The organism is Micromonospora yangpuensis (assembly GCF_900091615.1).
Taxonomy (GTDB): domain Bacteria; phylum Actinomycetota; class Actinomycetes; order Mycobacteriales; family Micromonosporaceae; genus Micromonospora; species Micromonospora yangpuensis.
Map to the genome: position 1 here is coordinate 3,951,575 of NZ_FMIA01000002.1, position 14,803 is coordinate 3,966,377.

14 protein-coding genes are annotated in these 14,803 nt (G+C 72.2%); 4 read left to right on the forward strand and 10 right to left on the reverse strand.

Annotation, left to right across the window (positions count from 1 at the left end):
• Window positions 1–61 precede the first annotated feature (61 nt).
• The 5 genes from GA0070617_RS17870 to GA0070617_RS17890 all read right to left on the reverse strand — a co-directional run bounded on the left by GA0070617_RS17870 (window position 62) and on the right by GA0070617_RS17890 (window position 5,551).
• Window positions 62–1,411 carry a glycoside hydrolase family 10 protein gene (locus GA0070617_RS17870; RefSeq protein WP_091439453.1) on the reverse strand — a complete coding sequence of 450 codons (1,350 nt, stop codon included), beginning with the start codon at window positions 1,409–1,411 and terminating at the stop codon, window positions 62–64.
• A 408-nt stretch (window positions 1,412–1,819) separates the two neighbouring features.
• Window positions 1,820–2,680, reverse strand: a complete 861-nt coding sequence (locus tag GA0070617_RS17875) for a DedA family protein (RefSeq protein WP_229688574.1) — start codon at window positions 2,678–2,680, stop codon at window positions 1,820–1,822.
• Between the two features lie 109 nt (window positions 2,681–2,789).
• Window positions 2,790–4,250, reverse strand: coding sequence for a serine/threonine-protein kinase (locus GA0070617_RS17880; RefSeq protein WP_091439456.1), 1,461 nt, complete (start codon window positions 4,248–4,250; stop codon window positions 2,790–2,792).
• 50 nt (window positions 4,251–4,300) lie between these two features.
• On the reverse strand, window positions 4,301–5,179 hold the full coding sequence (locus GA0070617_RS17885) for a helix-turn-helix domain-containing protein (RefSeq protein ID WP_373868413.1): 879 nt from the start codon (window positions 5,177–5,179) through the stop codon (window positions 4,301–4,303).
• A 132-nt stretch (window positions 5,180–5,311) separates the two neighbouring features.
• Window positions 5,312–5,551: a DUF397 domain-containing protein gene (locus GA0070617_RS17890; protein WP_091439461.1), complete on the reverse strand. Its 240-nt coding sequence runs from the start codon at window positions 5,549–5,551 to the stop codon at window positions 5,312–5,314.
• Window positions 5,552–5,814: 263 nt separating this feature from the next.
• Between GA0070617_RS17890 and GA0070617_RS17895 the strand changes: the two genes are divergently transcribed.
• Window positions 5,815–6,447, forward strand: a complete 633-nt coding sequence (locus GA0070617_RS17895; RefSeq protein ID WP_091439462.1) for a GGDEF domain-containing protein — start codon at window positions 5,815–5,817, stop codon at window positions 6,445–6,447.
• A gap of 25 nt (window positions 6,448–6,472) precedes the next feature.
• Here GA0070617_RS17895 and GA0070617_RS17900 read toward each other — a convergent pair whose 3' ends face one another.
• The 4 genes from GA0070617_RS17900 to GA0070617_RS17915 are packed head-to-tail and all read right to left on the reverse strand — an operon-like array spanning window position 6,473 to window position 10,186.
• Window positions 6,473–6,964, reverse strand: coding sequence for a type II toxin-antitoxin system PemK/MazF family toxin (locus GA0070617_RS17900; protein ID WP_091439465.1), 492 nt, complete (start codon window positions 6,962–6,964; stop codon window positions 6,473–6,475).
• Window positions 6,965–6,975: 11 nt separating this feature from the next.
• Window positions 6,976–8,313, reverse strand: a complete 1,338-nt coding sequence (locus GA0070617_RS17905) for an MGH1-like glycoside hydrolase domain-containing protein (RefSeq protein ID WP_091446603.1) — start codon at window positions 8,311–8,313, stop codon at window positions 6,976–6,978.
• A 14-nt stretch (window positions 8,314–8,327) separates the two neighbouring features.
• Window positions 8,328–9,146 carry a sugar phosphate isomerase/epimerase family protein gene (locus GA0070617_RS17910; RefSeq protein WP_091439468.1) on the reverse strand — a complete coding sequence of 273 codons (819 nt, stop codon included), beginning with the start codon at window positions 9,144–9,146 and terminating at the stop codon, window positions 8,328–8,330.
• Window positions 9,143–10,186, reverse strand: coding sequence for a zinc-dependent alcohol dehydrogenase (locus GA0070617_RS17915; protein ID WP_091439478.1), 1,044 nt, complete (start codon window positions 10,184–10,186; stop codon window positions 9,143–9,145). Before GA0070617_RS17915 ends, GA0070617_RS17910 begins: the two co-directional genes overlap by 4 nt.
• A gap of 117 nt (window positions 10,187–10,303) precedes the next feature.
• Here GA0070617_RS17915 and GA0070617_RS17920 point away from each other — a divergent pair, with 117 nt between their 5' ends.
• The 3 genes from GA0070617_RS17920 to GA0070617_RS17930 are packed head-to-tail and all read left to right on the forward strand — an operon-like array spanning window position 10,304 to window position 13,505.
• Window positions 10,304–11,698 carry an ABC transporter substrate-binding protein gene (locus tag GA0070617_RS17920; RefSeq protein ID WP_091439481.1) on the forward strand — a complete coding sequence of 465 codons (1,395 nt, stop codon included), beginning with the start codon at window positions 10,304–10,306 and terminating at the stop codon, window positions 11,696–11,698.
• Entirely contained in the window at window positions 11,695–12,639 is a 945-nt protein-coding gene (locus GA0070617_RS17925) for a carbohydrate ABC transporter permease (protein WP_091439484.1), read from the forward strand. The genes GA0070617_RS17920 and GA0070617_RS17925 overlap by 4 nt, the downstream gene beginning before the upstream one ends.
• Window positions 12,639–13,505, forward strand: a complete 867-nt coding sequence (locus GA0070617_RS17930; RefSeq protein WP_091439488.1) for a carbohydrate ABC transporter permease — start codon at window positions 12,639–12,641, stop codon at window positions 13,503–13,505. The genes GA0070617_RS17925 and GA0070617_RS17930 overlap by 1 nt, the downstream gene beginning before the upstream one ends.
• 52 nt (window positions 13,506–13,557) lie before the next feature.
• Here the strand turns inward: GA0070617_RS17930 and rfbB are convergent, their stop codons facing one another.
• Complete coding sequence (gene rfbB / locus GA0070617_RS17935) at window positions 13,558–14,514, reverse strand: dTDP-glucose 4,6-dehydratase (RefSeq protein ID WP_091439491.1); 957 nt, start codon at window positions 14,512–14,514, stop codon at window positions 13,558–13,560.
• Window positions 14,515–14,803: the final 289 nt, after the last annotated feature.

Sequence of the window (14,803 nt, forward strand, 5' to 3'; positions counted from 1 at the left end):
CCGGGGCTGCTCGGCACGGTCCGACGGTGCGGTGTCTCAGGGCGGATCGTGGGCGACCCGGTCAGCCGGCGGTGCAGGACCTGATCGTCGGGCGGGCGCTGGAGTTGCCGTTCATCATCGTGGTGAACCCGAACGTGTCGCCGCTGCCGTTGGAGCGCATCGTCATCACGTTGCCGCTGCCGTCCCAGCTGGGGCTGCCGCTCCAGGTGGAGGAGATCCTCTGCGGTGAGGTGATGGCCACGACCACCGACCAGCTACTGGCGCCGCTGACCGTCACCGACGTGTTGTACCGGTCGCCCCAGACCTGGCCGGGGGTGATCGAGGCGGTGCAGCCACCTCCGCCCGGCGGGTTGGTCGGCGGGGTGGTCGGGTTGCCGGTGCCACTGTTCAGCGCGGTGAGCACCGCGTTGTAGGCGGCCTTCTTGTTGCCGGAACCGTCGAAGAGCAGCGGGCTCTCGTTGGAGCGCCACGAGTCGGAGTCACGGATGCCCCAGACGGTGATGCCCTTGCAGCGGGCGACCGCGAGGCAGTCGTTCACCACGTTGCGGTACGCCTCGGACGGGGCGTTGCGGATGTCCAGCTCGGTGATGTGCACGTCGACGCCGAGGGCGGCGAAGCTGGACAGCGTGGTGCGGTAGTTGCTCGGGTAGTTCGAGCCGCCGGTGAAGTGCGACTGCAGGCCGACGCAGTCGATCGGCACGCCCCGGCTCTTGAAGTCCTGAACCATCCGGTAGACGGCCTGCGTCTTGGCGTCGTTCCAGTTGTCGATGTTGTAGTCGTTGTAACAGAGCGAGGCGTTCGGGTCGGCCTGGCGGGCGGCCCGGAAGGCGGCCTCGATCCAGTCGTTGCCGGTGCGCTGCAGGTTGGAGTCGCGCCGGGCGCCGCTACCACCGTCGGCGAACGCCTCGTTGACCACGTCCCACCAGGCGATCTGGCCGCGGAAGCGGGTGGCGACCGTGGTCACGTGGTTGAGCATCGCGTTGCGCAGGGTGCTGCCGGACATGTTCTGCATCCAGCCGGGCTGCTGCGAGTGCCAGGCCAGGGTGTGTCCCCGTACCTGCATGCCCCGGCTGCGGGCGTGCTGGACGATCCGGTCGGCGTTGCCATACGAGAACTGGCCCTGCTGCGGTTGCAGCGCGTCGATCTTCATTTCGTTCTCGGCGGTGACCTGGTTGAACTCGCGATTCAGGATGGTCGTGTACGTCGAGTCGTTCAGCCGGCTCGCGGCGACGGCGGTGCCGAAGTACCGGCCGCCCTGCTCGGCGGCGGACGCGCCGAGGGTGCTCGCGGCGCTGGCGGTGCCACCGGGCAGGACCACGGCACCCACCGCGGTCAGCAGGCCGACGGCCGAGACGACGAGCGCGTTACGCAGCCGGTGGGGCTGGCGGGATTCGGCAGACTTCTTGCTCATCTGATGCCCCTTCTGCCAGGTCCGGAGGACGCCCCGAGCGGATCGACGAAGCCGGTCTGGCGGGTGGTGGTGGGCAGGATCGCGTCATGTCCGACAAGGCGGATAACATCGACCTGAATGATTGGAAGTATTACAGCGGTGTTTCCACAGCGTCAACGACTTCCGGAAACTATCGACCGCTGCCCGGCAGCGTCCCAGCCCTGCCGTGCACGTGCGGCGTCACCGTCGCCGATGAACCCACCGCCGTCGGCGACACCGCCGACGGCCGGCCGGCAACAGCTACCGGAACTCTCCGGAAGTCCCACCGGCCCACGCAGCGACCGACCCGCGCATCCACCGGCCCACGCATCCACCGGCCCACGCACCCACCGACCCGCGCACCGACCGGCGGACCGAACTGCGGACGGGTCAGTGGCCGGGCCAGCCGCCGGGTGCGTCATCGCCGGAGGCCGCCCACTGGCTGCGGTACACCGTGCCGGCGGGTGGCTGACCAGAACCGCCCCGGCGGTCCTCGGCACCGGTGCCGAACACCGGTTCGACATCCGATCCGAGGTCCGGGCCGAGGTCGTACCCGGTGGCGGGTTGGACCCCGGCGTCGACGGCGGCGTCGTCGCCCCGGCGGGCACGGCGGATCCGGGAGACCACGAACCACCCGGCGGCACCCACGCAGGTGACGATGACAATCTTCTGGAAGACACCGGCGTACGTCTCCACAAGGTGCCAGTTCTCACCGAGGAAGTAGCCGGCGAGCACGAAGAGGGTGTTCCAGATCAGGCTGCCGGCCGTGGTGTAGAGCAGGAAGGTGCCCACCGGCATCCGTTCCACCCCGGCCGGGATGGAGATGAGGCTACGGAAGATGGGGATCATCCGGCCGAAGAAGACGGCCTTCTTTCCGTGCTTGATGAACCACGCCTCGGTTCGGTCCACATCGGATAGTTTGATCAGGGGCAGCTTCTCGGCGATGGCCCGCATCCGGTCCCGGCCGAGCAGCGCGCCGATGTAGTACAGCGCGAGCGCGCCCACCACCGCGCCCAGCGTCGTCCAGGCGATCGCCCCGAAGAGGCTCATCCTGCCCTGGCTTGCGGTGAACCCGGCCAGCGGCAGGATGATCTCGCTCGGGATCGGCGGGAAGAGGTTCTCCAGCGCCACGGCCAGGCCGGCGCCCGGCCCGCCCAGGGTCTCCATCAGACCGACGACGTACCCGGTGATCCCACCCGACGGCGGTGCACTGCCACCGTCGGCCGCCCACGACTGCCACCCACTGATCATGAGACAACCGTATGGCTTCGAGACCCAGCACAGAAATCCACCCGGCTACCGTACGGCCCCGCGCCGCCGCGTGCCGAGGGCGGAGCGGGCCGTCGTCGGCGGCGGGGCGCTAGTCGTCGTCCTCGTCGTCGCGCAGGTCACCGTAGGCGTCCGCCAGGTCACGCAACCGTTCGGCCGTGGCCGCACCGATCTGCTGACGCTCGGCGGCCCGATCGATGCGTTCGGTGAGGTCCTCGACGCGCTTCTCCACGTCCTTGGGCCGGCTGCCGATCAGCCGGCCGGCGCGGTCCCGCAACTCGTCGGCGGTGCGGCGGTCGATGTCGCCACTGAGCTGCGCGCGCAGCAGCACCGCGACGAACTCGGCGGCCACCCCGGCGGCGGTGCGCGGAATGCCGAACGCGTCGGCGGAGGGTGCCGACCTGGACGGTGCCGGAGCCGAGGTCGCCGGGCCTGCCGGGGTCGACGGACGGGACGCCGGAGCCGGCGCCGACGGGGCGGTGCTGGGGGTCCCGGCGACCGAACGGTCCCGCTCCCCGCCCAGCCCGAACGCCCCCACGAAACCGGCCAGCACCAGCAGGGCCACCGCCGCGAGCACACCTACCAGCCGTAGCCCCGACCGGGGACGACCCGGGACACCGGCCGGGGCGGGCCGGGCGGACGGACGGGCGACCCGCTCGACCAGGGTCGGCGGTTGGCTGGCCGCCGTCGCCGGAACGACCGCGGTGGGCGCGTCGGTCGGGCCGGCGGCACCGAGCCGGGCGGCCACCCGCGCGGCACTCGGCCGGCGGGCCGGCTCCTCGGCCAGGCAGGCCATCACCAGCGCCGCCAGCTCGGTGGGCAGACCGGGGACCGCCGGCGGTGGCACCGGCGTACGCCGGGCGTGCGCCTCGATCGCGTCGGTGAAGCTGCGCACCGGCAGCGGGGTGCGGCCGGTGAGGGTGCGGTAGAGCAGCGCGCCGAGGGCGTACACGTCGCTGGCCGGGTCGGCCGGCCCCGGGGTCAGCCGCTCCGGCGCGGTGTACGCGGGGGTGCCCATGAACAGCTCACCGGAGGCGCTGGCGAGCGGGTGCGGCCCGGCGAGGGCGGCGATGCCGAAGTCGAGGACCTTCGCCCCGGTCTCGGTGAGCATCACGTTGCCGGGTTTGATGTCGCGGTGCACCACCCCGACCCGGTGCGCGACGGCCAGGGCGGCGGCCACCTGACCGGCCAGCCGGGCCGCCTGCGGCCAGGGCAGTGGCCCGGTGGCGAGCCGGTCGGCGAGGTTGACCCCCTCGACGAGCTCCATCACCAGGTACGGCACGACGACGCCGCCGGCCAGCGTCGCCTCGCCGTAGTCGTACACCTGGGTGATGTGGGGGTGGGTGAGCCGGGCGGCGGTGCGGGCCTCGCGCCCGATGGTGGCCCGCAGCTGGGGGTCGACGGCGAACTGCGCCACCAGGGCCTTGACCGCGACGGGCCGGTGCAGCACCTCGTCGTCGGCCCGCCACACCTCGGACATCCCGCCCAGGCCGATACGTTCGGCCAGGACGTACCGGCCGTGCAGGCGCAGCGCGGGGGTGAACGGCGACATGATGTTCCAGTCTGCCTGGTCCGGCCCATCGCCCACCAGTGACCGACAGGTCAGCGGTAGAGCTCGTCCCGGATCCGGGTGAGGATCTCCGGCGTACGCTCCGGCGGCTCGGCCTCGACGCAGAGCCGTTCCATGGCCACCGCGTAGTAGTCCAGGTCCTCGCGCTTGTCCAGGTAGAGCGCGCTGGTCAACTGCTCGATGTAGACGATGTCCGGCAGGTCCTGGTCGCCGAAGCGCAGGATGGTGAACGCCCCGCCGGCGGCGGCGTGTCCACCGGCGTCGAAGGGGATGACCTGCAGTCGGATGTGCGCCGCCCGGGTGGCCTCGATCAGCGCGGTCAGCTGACCCCGCATCACCTCCGGCCCGCCGATGGGCCGGCGCAGCACCGCCTCGTCCACCACCGCCCACAGCTGCGGCGGCCGGGGGCGGCGGAGCAGCTGCTGGCGTTCCATCCGCAGGTCGACCCGGCGGTCCAGCTCGTCGGTGGCGGCCCGGCGGTGGCCGAGCAGCACCACCGCGCGGGCGTACTCCCGGGTCTGCAGCAGGCCGGGGACGAACTGCACCTCGTAGCTGCGAATCAGCGCGGCGGCTGCCTCCAGCCCGAGGTAGGACTGGAACCAGGTGGGCAGCACGTCGCCGTAGCGGTGCCACCAGCCAGGGTTGTTGGCGTCGCGGGCGAGCTTCAGCAGCGCCTCACGCTCCTGCTGGTCGGTGACGCCGTAGAGGGTGAGCAGGTCGGCCACGTCGCGTTCCTTGAAGCCGACCCGCCCCAGCTCCATCCGACTGATTTTGGACTCCGACGCGCGGATCTCCCAGCCGGCACCCTCCCGGGTGACCCCCCGTCCCTCGCGCAGCCGACGCAACTGGGCGCCGAGCAGCATGCGTAGCACGGTGGGGCCGGTCGCCGGACCGCCCTCGACTGGAACCATCGTCACGTGCCGCCCCTCCGCCTGCCACCGCCGGTCGGGCCTGGGCCCGACCGACGTGTAAGCATGCCATGGACCGACGGTGAGGAGAACTCCCTGGGTGCCCGTGTTCTGCACGCCGGGTGAGCCGGGCGCTCAGCCGATCAGGTGGTCGAAATCCCCGTCTCGGGCGCCCAACACGAACGCGGTGATCTCGTCCACGGTGTAGATCAACGCGGGTCCCTCGGGGTGTCGGGAGTTACGCAGCGCGATGCCGGTACCGCCGGGCAGCTCGGCGAGTTCGACACAGTTGCCGCTCGGGTTGCTGCGCCGGCTCTTCTGCCAGCTCAACGGTGGGAGCTGACTGGTGGGAACGCCGTTCGGTGGTGGCTGCATGAGGCGTCTTTCTTTCCAGAGCCTGCCGGTGCCGTGGGGAGGAGCGGAGTCGGCGAGGAAGCGTTTGAACCCGGACTCAAATGCACGTGCATCTGCTATTGCATCTGCATTGGACAGGGAGCATGATAGCCGAACGTGGGTGTAGGTGTCCGTTCACTCAGAGTGACCCCTGGACCGGTATTGACCAGGGAAAACAAGGCCCGGCCCGGTGCGTCGACCGCCGCCCGCCGAGGCCTGAGGGAGCTGCGGCGAAGGGAGGTCCCGTGCCGGATCCGTTGACCGTCGCGTCCGGCGTTTCCGCCGCCGGGGCCCTGCTCTCGGCCTGGCAACTGCGTCGCCGTGCGGTCCGCGCCGAGTCGGAGATCGCCCTCCTGCAGGCCGAACTTGCCGCCGAACGCCACGCGGCCAGCCACGACCCGCTCACCGGGCTGCCCAACCGGCGGGCGTTCTACCGGCTGGCCGCGACGCTGCTCACCGACGCCGCCGGCACACCGCTGATCGCGGTGGTCCTCGACCTCGACGACTTCAAGCAGGTGAACGACCGGTACGGACACGCCGCCGGTGACCACGTGCTGATCAACGTCGCGCAACGGCTGGCCGCCTTCGCCGGGGAGAACCTGGTGGCCCGGCTCGGTGGTGACGAGTTCGCCGGGCTGCTGGTCGGCCCCACGGTGGACCGGCGGTGGCTCGACCACGCCAGCCGACGGCTCTGCGAGGCGATGGCCGCGCCGATCCAGCTCGGCACGCTGAGCCTACGGGTCACCGCGTCGGTCGGCCTGGCCCCGGTGACCGGGGCGGCGCAGCTCTCCGAGGCGCTCTGTCGCGCCGACGCCGAGATGTACCGGGCCAAGAGCCTCAGCGGCACCCGGTCGGCCCGGCAGCTCGCCGACTACTGACCGGTCCCGGCCACCACGGCGGTGGTCACTGCCAGCCGTACCCGGCGCGCAGCGCCTGACCCACCCGGTCGAACCGGGCCCGGTCGAGCACCGCGCCCTCCCGCCGGATGCCGTCCTCGCGCATGGTCAGGACCCGGTCGAGGCGTACCCAGCTCGGGCGGTTGTCGCGGTCCCACTCCCCCGGGCCCAGCGCGAGCCAGTGCCGCTGGCCGTCGCGGTCCTGGCTGGAGAGCATCAACCCGAAGAGGGTACGGCTCTGCCGGCCCACCACCAGCACCGGACGGTCCTTGCCCTGCCGGGGGTCGTCCTCGTACGCCACCCAGGTCCACACCACCTCGCCGGGGTCGGCGTGCCCGTCCAACTCCGGTGCGTAGGTGAGCTGCCGGCGTTGCAGGGCCGACACCTGCCGGGGCCGGGCCACCCGGGCCGGAGTCGGCACACCCCGCTGCGCCGGCACGGCCCCACCTCGGGCCACCCGGCTGATCGTCGCCGCCACGTTCCTCAACAGACCTGCCACGACCCGGCAGCCTAGCCGGTGGCCAGGACGTCCAGCAGGAGGGCCGCGGTCCAGCCGAACCGCGGCGAGCCGAGACCGGCCCCGGTGTCCGGGTGGAAGTACTCGTGGCAGCCGGCGGTGGCCACCAGAGCGGTCATCGACGCGGCCAGCCCGGCGGCCAGCTCGGGCCGGCCGTGGGTGCGCAGCCCCTGCCAGAGCAGCCACCCGAGGTTGAGCCAGCTCGGCCCGCGCCAGTACCGCAGCGGTTCGAAGTCCGGCGCGGTCCGGTCGTGGCTGGGCAACGGCCGGTCCATCCGGGCGGCCAGCCCGAAGCGTGGTGAGCGGGCCTCGGTCAGGACCGCCTCGACCTGACCGGCGGGCAGGTCCGGCAGGAGCAGCGGGACCAGGCCGAGCGCGGTGCGCGCCGGGACCAGCCGGCCGGTGCGCAGGTCACGCGGGTGGAAGGTGCCGGTGACCGGGTCGTAGAGCCGCTCGACCAGGGCGGCGGTGATCCGCCCGGCCCGCTCGCGGTGCCCACCCGGGTCGACGCCGACCACGGTGGCGATCTCGGCCAGCGCGTGCTCGGCGGCCCCCAGCGCCGTGTTGACCAGGGGACACTCGACCAGGAAGGGATGCCGTCCGACGAGGCCCTCGTCGCGGTAACGCCCGGCACGGTAGGACTCCACCAGGGCCACGTACCGCGCGTAGTCGAGGTCCGTCGGGCGGTGCGCGGCGTCGGCGTGCGTGGTGTCGTGCCGCCGGTACGCCCGCAGCACTGCGGCGTCGGCCGGTACCGCCGCCAGCGGCTCGTCCCAGGCCGGGCTGTTGTCCAGCCCGGACTCCCACGGGTGCACGATGGCGGCCAGCCCGGCACCGCCGACGTCCCGTGCCCCGGTCAGGTAGCGCTGCTGGGCCACCAGACGCGGGTAGAGCCACCGCAACGCCGACCGGGCGGTTGCCGACGGCGCCCGCCGGTAGGCCAGCCACGCGGCCAGCGCGTGCACCGGCGGCTGGACCAGGCCGGAGGTGGCCACCGCCGGAGCCCCGTCGGCCACCGCCGAGTCCCAGAAGTCCGGCCCGGGAAAGTACGACCCGACCCGGGCGGCGGGGTTGAACACGATGTGCGGCACCCGCCCGTCGGCCCACTGCGCGGCGAAGAGGGTACGCAGCTCCCGCCAGGCGCGGTCGGGACGCAGGTGGGCCCAGCCCAGGGCGATGAACGCCGAGTCCCAGCTCCACTGGTGCGGGTAGAGGGTGCGCGAGGGCACGGTGTGGTCGTGTTCCCAGTTGCCCTCCAGGGTGGCCACGGCCAGCGCCCGCAGCTCGGCGGCACCCGTCGGCGGCGTACCGCCCGGATCGATCCCCGCCATGGTGGACGGCCCGGTCACGCGGCGGCCCGCCGGGGCTCGGCGTTGTGCAGCACGGTGGCCGCCTGGTGCAGGGCCCGGACCGGGTCGCCGCGCAGCCGGCACTCCAGCGCCAGCCAACCCGGGTAGCCGAGCTCGTCGAGGGTACGCAGCAGCGCCCGCCAGTCCAGGTGACCGGCGCCGGGCTGGTACCGGTTGGAGTCGCTCACCTGCACGTGGCCCAGGTACGGCGCGGCGGCCCGCAGCGCCGCCGGGACGTCGTCCTCCTCGATGTTCATGTGGAAGGTGTCCGCCACGACCCGTACCGAGGGCAACCCGACGGCCGCGCAGAGCGCCACCGCGTCCGCCAACCGGTTGACCATGTGGTCCTCGTACCGGTTGAGGGGTTCGAGGAAGAGGGTGACCCCCTCGGCGCGGGCGTGCTCGCCGAGCGCGCCCAGGGCGTCGACGAGCACCTGCCGGTCGCCGGCGGGTGAGCGGGGCGGCTCGAACGGCGGCAGCCGGCGGGAGAACATCCCCCAGGCCGCCGGGGTGCACACCCCGGCCCCGCCCAGCTCGGCGAGCACCGACAGCTGGGACCGGAGGTTGACCAGCGCGTCGTGGGAGCGCGCGGGGTCGAAGTCACCGATGAAGTGGTCCATCTCGACGCAGACGGTCGGCATGACCACCCCGTTGGCGGCGGCCCGGCGTAGCTCGGGTCGGCGGCGGGCGAAGTGCAGGTCACCCCGCCCGCGTAGCTCGATGCCCTGGTAGCCCAGGGCGGTGGCGAGGGCGAACTTGTGCTCCAGGGTGTCGCCGGGCAGCAGCTGCTCCTGGCAGGCGAGAGAGAGTGTCATCGGAACTCCAGCACGACTTGGCGGACGTCACCGGCACCGTGGTCGAGCAACGCCAGCGCGTCGGCCACGGCGCGGGCGTCGACGACGTGGCTCACCAGGGGCAGCGGGTCGACGCTGCCGGCGGCCACCAGGTCCATGAAGGTGTGTGCGATGCGGGCGCCGGTCCAGCGGCCGGCCAGCGCGGGCACCGGGGTCGGCCCGGAGACCTGGGCGGCCACCAGGTGGATCCGGTTGTGGTGGAACTCCTCACCGAGGCCGAGGCCGACGGCCTGACCCTGGTAGAAACCGGCCGCCACCACCCGGCCCCCTTGGGTGGTGGACCGGATCGCCTCGTGCAACGCCGGGTACGCCCCGGACAGCTCCAGGCAGACGTCGGCGCCCCGGCCGTCGGTCACCCGGTGCAGCACGGTGGCGGCGGACTCGCTGTCGGCGGCCACGACCAGACCGGCGCCGTAGCCGGTGGCGACGTCGAGCCGACTGGCGAACCGGTCGACGGCCACCACCCGGGCCCCGGAGAGCACCGCGAGCCGGGTGGCCAACAGCCCGATGACGCCCTGGCCGAACACCCCCACCCAGTCCCCCAGGTGCAGGTCACCGGAGAGCACCGCGGTCAGCGCGATGGCGCCGGGGCGGGCGAAGACCCCGGCCAGCGGGTCGAGCCCGGCGGCCAGCGGGGTGACCGCCTCGGCCGGCAGCACCGCCTCGGCGCGGTGCCCCCAGATGCCCCAGACGATCTGCCCCGGATGCCGGTCGGTGACCTCCGGAGCCACCTCGACCAGCTCGCCGACCTCCTCGTAGCCGAACCCGACCAGCGGGTACGGCACGACGTCACGGGGCCGGGGCACGAACATCCGGCTGACGTCGTCCCAGTCCTTGCTCAGCCGGGGGTTGCTGCCCCGGTAGAGGGTGAGTTCGGTGCCGGCGGAGATCCCGGAGTAGCGGGTGCGGACCCGGACCTGCCCGGGGCCGAGCGGTTCCGTCGGACAGGGCTCGAGGCTGACGCGTCGGGGCCCGGCCAGTGAAACGACGTAATTGCCCATGAGTCACATCCCGGAAGTACCGGACTCCATCGTAGAACAAAAAATCGCCATATGTCTTGTCATTGATCAATGCGGAGCGTTGAATCCGACATGTGCCCCTTGAGAGGAGTGCCGCCGATGTCATCCCCTCCGAAGCGGACGCTCACCGCCGCCCTGATCATGGCAGTGACCGCCGGCACTCTGCTGGCCTGCGGTGACGATGCGCCGAAAAGCGACAGTCACCAGATCACCGTCTGGAGCCTGGAGGACGTGGCCGACCGGGTCACCGCCACCAGGGCGATCATCGCCGACTTCACCGCCCGCACCGGGATCAAGGTCAACCTGGTGACCGTCAACGAGGACCGGTTCCCCGCCCTGATCGCCACCAGCGCCGCCGCCGGTGACCTGCCCGACGTGGTCGGCTCGGTCTCCCTCGCCGGGGTACGCACCCTGGCCAGCAACGAGCTGCTGCACCCCGAGGCCAACGGTCGGATAGTCGACACCCTGGGCCGGGCCACCTTCTCCCCCCGCGCGTTGGAGCTGACCAGCGACGACGGCCGGCAGCTCGCGGTGCCCAGCGACGGCTGGGGGCAGCTGCTGGTCTACCGCAAGGACCTCTTCGACGCCGCCGGACTGCCGGCCCCCGACACGTACGAGCGGATCGCCGCCGCCGCGGCCCGGCTGAACACCGGCGGCGTCGCCGGCATCACCGCGGCCACCGCACCCGGCGACACGTTCACCCAGCAGACCTTCGAGCACCTGGCACTTGCCAACAACTGCCAGCTCACCGACGACTCCGGGGCGGTCCGGCTGGACTCCCCCGAGTGCGTCGAGGCGTTCGGCTTCTACGGCCAGCTGATGCGCACCGCGTCGGTGCCCGGCGCCCAGGACGTCGACACCACCCGGGCCACCTACTTCGCCGGCCGGGCAGCCATGCTGCTCTGGTCACCGTTCGTCCTGGACGAGCTGGCCGGGTTGCGCGCCGACGCCCGGCCGACCTGCCCGCAGTGCCAGGCCGACCCGACCTGGCTGGCCCGCAACAGCGGCTTCGTCACCGCGATCAAGGGCCCCGCCGGCACCGCGCCGGCCCAGTACGGCGAGATCAGCTCCTGGGCGGTGCTCGACGGCGCGGTCACCGAACCGGCCCGGTCCTTCGTGGAGCACCTGCTCGGCGAGGCGTACCCGCGCTGGATCGGGATGTCGCCGGAGGGACGGGTGCCGGTGCGCACCGGCACCGCACAGGAACCACAGAAGTTCCTCGACGCCTGGAACACCAGCCCCGCCGGGGTGGACACCCGCCGGCCGCTGGTCGACGTCTACGGCGAGCAGGTGCTGGCCGAGCTGCGCCGCAGCCCGGACACGTTCAGCCGGTGGGGACTGACCCAGGGCCAGGGCGACCTGGTCGGGGCGATCCTCGGTGAGCTGCCGGTGCCGAAGGCGCTCGCCGAGGTGATCGGCGGACGCACCGATCCGGCGGCGGCGGCCCGCCGGGCCACCCGGGACGTCGAGGCGATCACGGCGGGCGTCAAGTGACCACCACCGCGCCGCCGGAGCCACGACAGCGGCCCCACGCCGGCCGCCGACCGCTGACCCTGCGTCGCCGGGAGTCGCGGGCCGGGCTGGCGCTGGTCGCGCCCACCCTGCTCGTCGTGGTCGCGGTGGTCGGCATCCCGATCGGCTGGACCGTGGTCCTGGCCTTCCAACGGGTACGCCTGGCCACGCTGCGCAGGACCGGGCTCTTCGGCGAGTTCACCCTGGACAACTTCACCCGGGTGCTGAACACTCCGGGCTTCGCCGACACCCTCTGGACCACCCTGCTCTACAGCCTCGGCGCCACCGGCGGTTCGATCCTGATCGGGCTGGTGGCGGCGCTGGTGGTCCGTCGGCCGTTCCGGGGCCGTACCCTGGTCCGGGCCTCGATGCTGCTGCCGTACGTGGCCCCGGTGGTGGCGGTGGCCTTCGTCTGGCAGGTGCTGCTGGACCCGCAGCTCGGCCTGGTCAACGACTGGGGGCAGCGGTTCCTCGGCTGGGACGCCGCGATCCCGTTCCTCACCCAGGACTCCACCGCGCTGGCCACCGTGATCGCCTTCGAGGCCTGGCGCTACTTCCCGTTCGCGTTCCTGTTCCTGCTGGCCCGGCTCCAGGCGGTCCCCGGTGAGTTGGAGGAGGCGGCCCGGGTCGACGGGGCCACCCCCACCCAGCGCTTCCGGCACATCCTGCTGCCCCAACTGCTGCCGGTGATCGCCCTGCTCGGCGTCCTGCGGTTCATCATGACCTTCAACAAGTTCGACGACGTCTACCTGCTCACCGGCGGGGCCGCCGGCACCGAGGTGGTCAGCATCCGGGTCTACGAATTCCTCACCGCGCGTACCGACGTCGGCGCGGCGGCGGCCCAGGCGGTCGTCCTGGCCGTGGTGCTCTTCGTCTTCGTCGGGATCCACCTGCGGTTCTTCGCCGGACGGAGGGAGTCGTGATGGACCGCGACCGGATCGAGACGGTCAGCCTGCGGTGGCTGCGCCGGCTGGTGATCGCCGGGTTCCTGCTGATCACCGTGCTGCCGTTCTGGTACATGCTGGTGCTCTCGGTACGCCCCATCGAGCGGCTGCTGCTGGCGCCGGGCACCCTGCTGGTGCCGCTGCGGGAGCTGACCTTCGACACGTACACCGAGGTGTTGCGGTCGGTGGCCGACGGCGGCCAGGGCTTCCTGACCTTCATGGGCAACAGCGCGGTGGTCGCGCTGGCCGCCACCGCGCTGACCCTGCTGGTGGCCATCCCCGGCGCGTACGCGGTCTCCCGGCTGCGGTTCTTCGGCCGGCGGCAGATCGACGTGCTGTTCCTGGCGGTCTACCTGTTCCCGTCGATCGTCATCGCCATCCCGCTCTTCGTGGTCTTCACCCGGGCCGGGCTGCGCGGCTCCCTGCTCGGCCTGGTGCTTGTCTACATCTCGCAGACCCTGCCGGTGTCGGTGTACATGCTGAAGAACTACTTCGAGACGATCCCGGTCAGCCTGGAGGAGTCGGCGGCGATCGACGGCGCGAGCCGGCTGGGCATCATCCGCCGGGTCAGCCTCCCACTGGCCGCCCCCTCGATCATGGCGGTCGCCCTCTACGACTTCATGATCGCCTGGAACGAGTACCTCTTCGCCCTGCTCTTCCTGGTGGACCGCCCGGACCGGTGGACGGTCTCGCTCGGGCTGTCGCTGCTCTCCGACGGCGTGGAGGTGCCCAAGACGGTGCTGATGGCCGGCTCGGTGGTGCTCACCCTGCCCATCGTGATCCTCTTCTTCGCCAGTGAACGGCTGCTCACCGAGGGCCTGACCAGCGGCGCGGAGAAGGGCTGACGGCCGGCACCGGCGCGTGGGCGGCCCCGACCAGCTTCCGGCACCGCGCCGGTCACCGCAGCGGCTCCCACCAGGTGCGGTTGTCCCGGTACCAGCGCACCGTCTCGGCCAGCCCGGCGGTGAAGTCGACCCGGGGCCGCCAACCCAACTCGGTGCCGATCTTCGTGCTGTCCAGCGCGTACCGGCGGTCGTGGCCCTTGCGGTCGGGCACCGCCTCGACCCGGTCCCACCCGGCGTCGCAGGCGGCCAGCAGCAGCCCGGTCAGCTCCCGGTTGGTCAGCTCGGTACCGCCGCCGACGTGGTAGACCTCGCCGGGCCGACCGCCGGCCAGCACCGCCGCGACACCGGCACAGTGGTCGTCGACGTGCAACCACTCCCGGACGTTACCGCCGTCGCCGTAGAGCGGCACCGGTAGACCGTCGAGCAGGTTCGTCACGAACCGTGGGATCAACTTCTCCGGATGCTGGTACGGCCCGTAGTTGTTCGAACAGCGGGTCACCAGCACCGGCAGGTCGTGGGTACGGTGGTAGGCCAACGCCAGCAGGTCCGAGCCGGCCTTCGACGCCGAGTACGGCGACCGGGGATCGACCGGGGACCGCTCGTCCCAGGACCCGACGGCGATCGAGCCGTACACCTCGTCGGTGGAGACGTGCAGGAACCGGGTCACCTGGTGCCGGTACGCCGCGTCGAGCAGCACCTGGGTGCCGAGCACGTTGGTCCGGGTCACCACCGCGCTCTCCCGGATCGACCGGTCGACGTGGCTCTCCGCCGCGAAGTGCACCACCGCGTCGTGGCCCGCCAGCACCTGCTCCACCCGTGCCACGTCGGCGACGTCGCCGGTGACGAAGCGGACGTCCAGCCCGGCGAGGTTGGCCCGGTTGCCGGCGTAGGTGAGCTTGTCCAGCACCGTGACGTCGGAGACGGTCAGGCCCGGGTAGCCCCGGGTCAGCAGGGTACGCACGAAGTGCGACCCGATGAACCCGGCTCCCCCGGTGACCAGAACCCGCACCTTGCGGACTCTAGACGAGTCGCCCCGCCCCCGCGTCCACGCCAGCCGGACCGCGCTGGACCGGTCAGGCCGGGCCGGTCAGGCCGGGCCGGTCAGGCCGGGCCGGTCAGGCCGGGCCGGAGGGGCCCCTTCTTCCACATCACCCGAGTCTGGTGCAGACGCCTCACAGGCACGGAACCAGAACAAGTCACCTCAATCCTCTTATTTCCCCCACCCAGCCCACCACCTCACGCCCCCATCGCCGCCCAAAGCGGGCTCCGTAGTGAATCTTGGACACTTACCGTCCAAA

Coding starts and splice junctions, on each gene's coding strand:
- GA0070617_RS17920 (WP_091439481.1), top strand. CDS start 10,304: ATGTCATCCCCTCCGAAGCGGACGCTCACCGCCGCCCTGATCATGGCA.
- GA0070617_RS17870 (WP_091439453.1), bottom strand. CDS start 1,411: ATGAGCAAGAAGTCTGCCGAATCCCGCCAGCCCCACCGGCTGCGTAAC.
- GA0070617_RS17875 (WP_229688574.1), bottom strand. CDS start 2,680: ATGATCAGTGGGTGGCAGTCGTGGGCGGCCGACGGTGGCAGTGCACCG.
- GA0070617_RS17930 (WP_091439488.1), top strand. CDS start 12,639: ATGGACCGCGACCGGATCGAGACGGTCAGCCTGCGGTGGCTGCGCCGG.
- GA0070617_RS17910 (WP_091439468.1), bottom strand. CDS start 9,146: ATGACACTCTCTCTCGCCTGCCAGGAGCAGCTGCTGCCCGGCGACACC.
- GA0070617_RS17885 (WP_373868413.1), bottom strand. CDS start 5,179: ATGGTTCCAGTCGAGGGCGGTCCGGCGACCGGCCCCACCGTGCTACGC.
- GA0070617_RS17890 (WP_091439461.1), bottom strand. CDS start 5,551: ATGCAGCCACCACCGAACGGCGTTCCCACCAGTCAGCTCCCACCGTTG.
- GA0070617_RS17915 (WP_091439478.1), bottom strand. CDS start 10,186: ATGGGCAATTACGTCGTTTCACTGGCCGGGCCCCGACGCGTCAGCCTC.
- GA0070617_RS17905 (WP_091446603.1), bottom strand. CDS start 8,313: ATGGCGGGGATCGATCCGGGCGGTACGCCGCCGACGGGTGCCGCCGAG.
- GA0070617_RS17880 (WP_091439456.1), bottom strand. CDS start 4,250: ATGTCGCCGTTCACCCCCGCGCTGCGCCTGCACGGCCGGTACGTCCTG.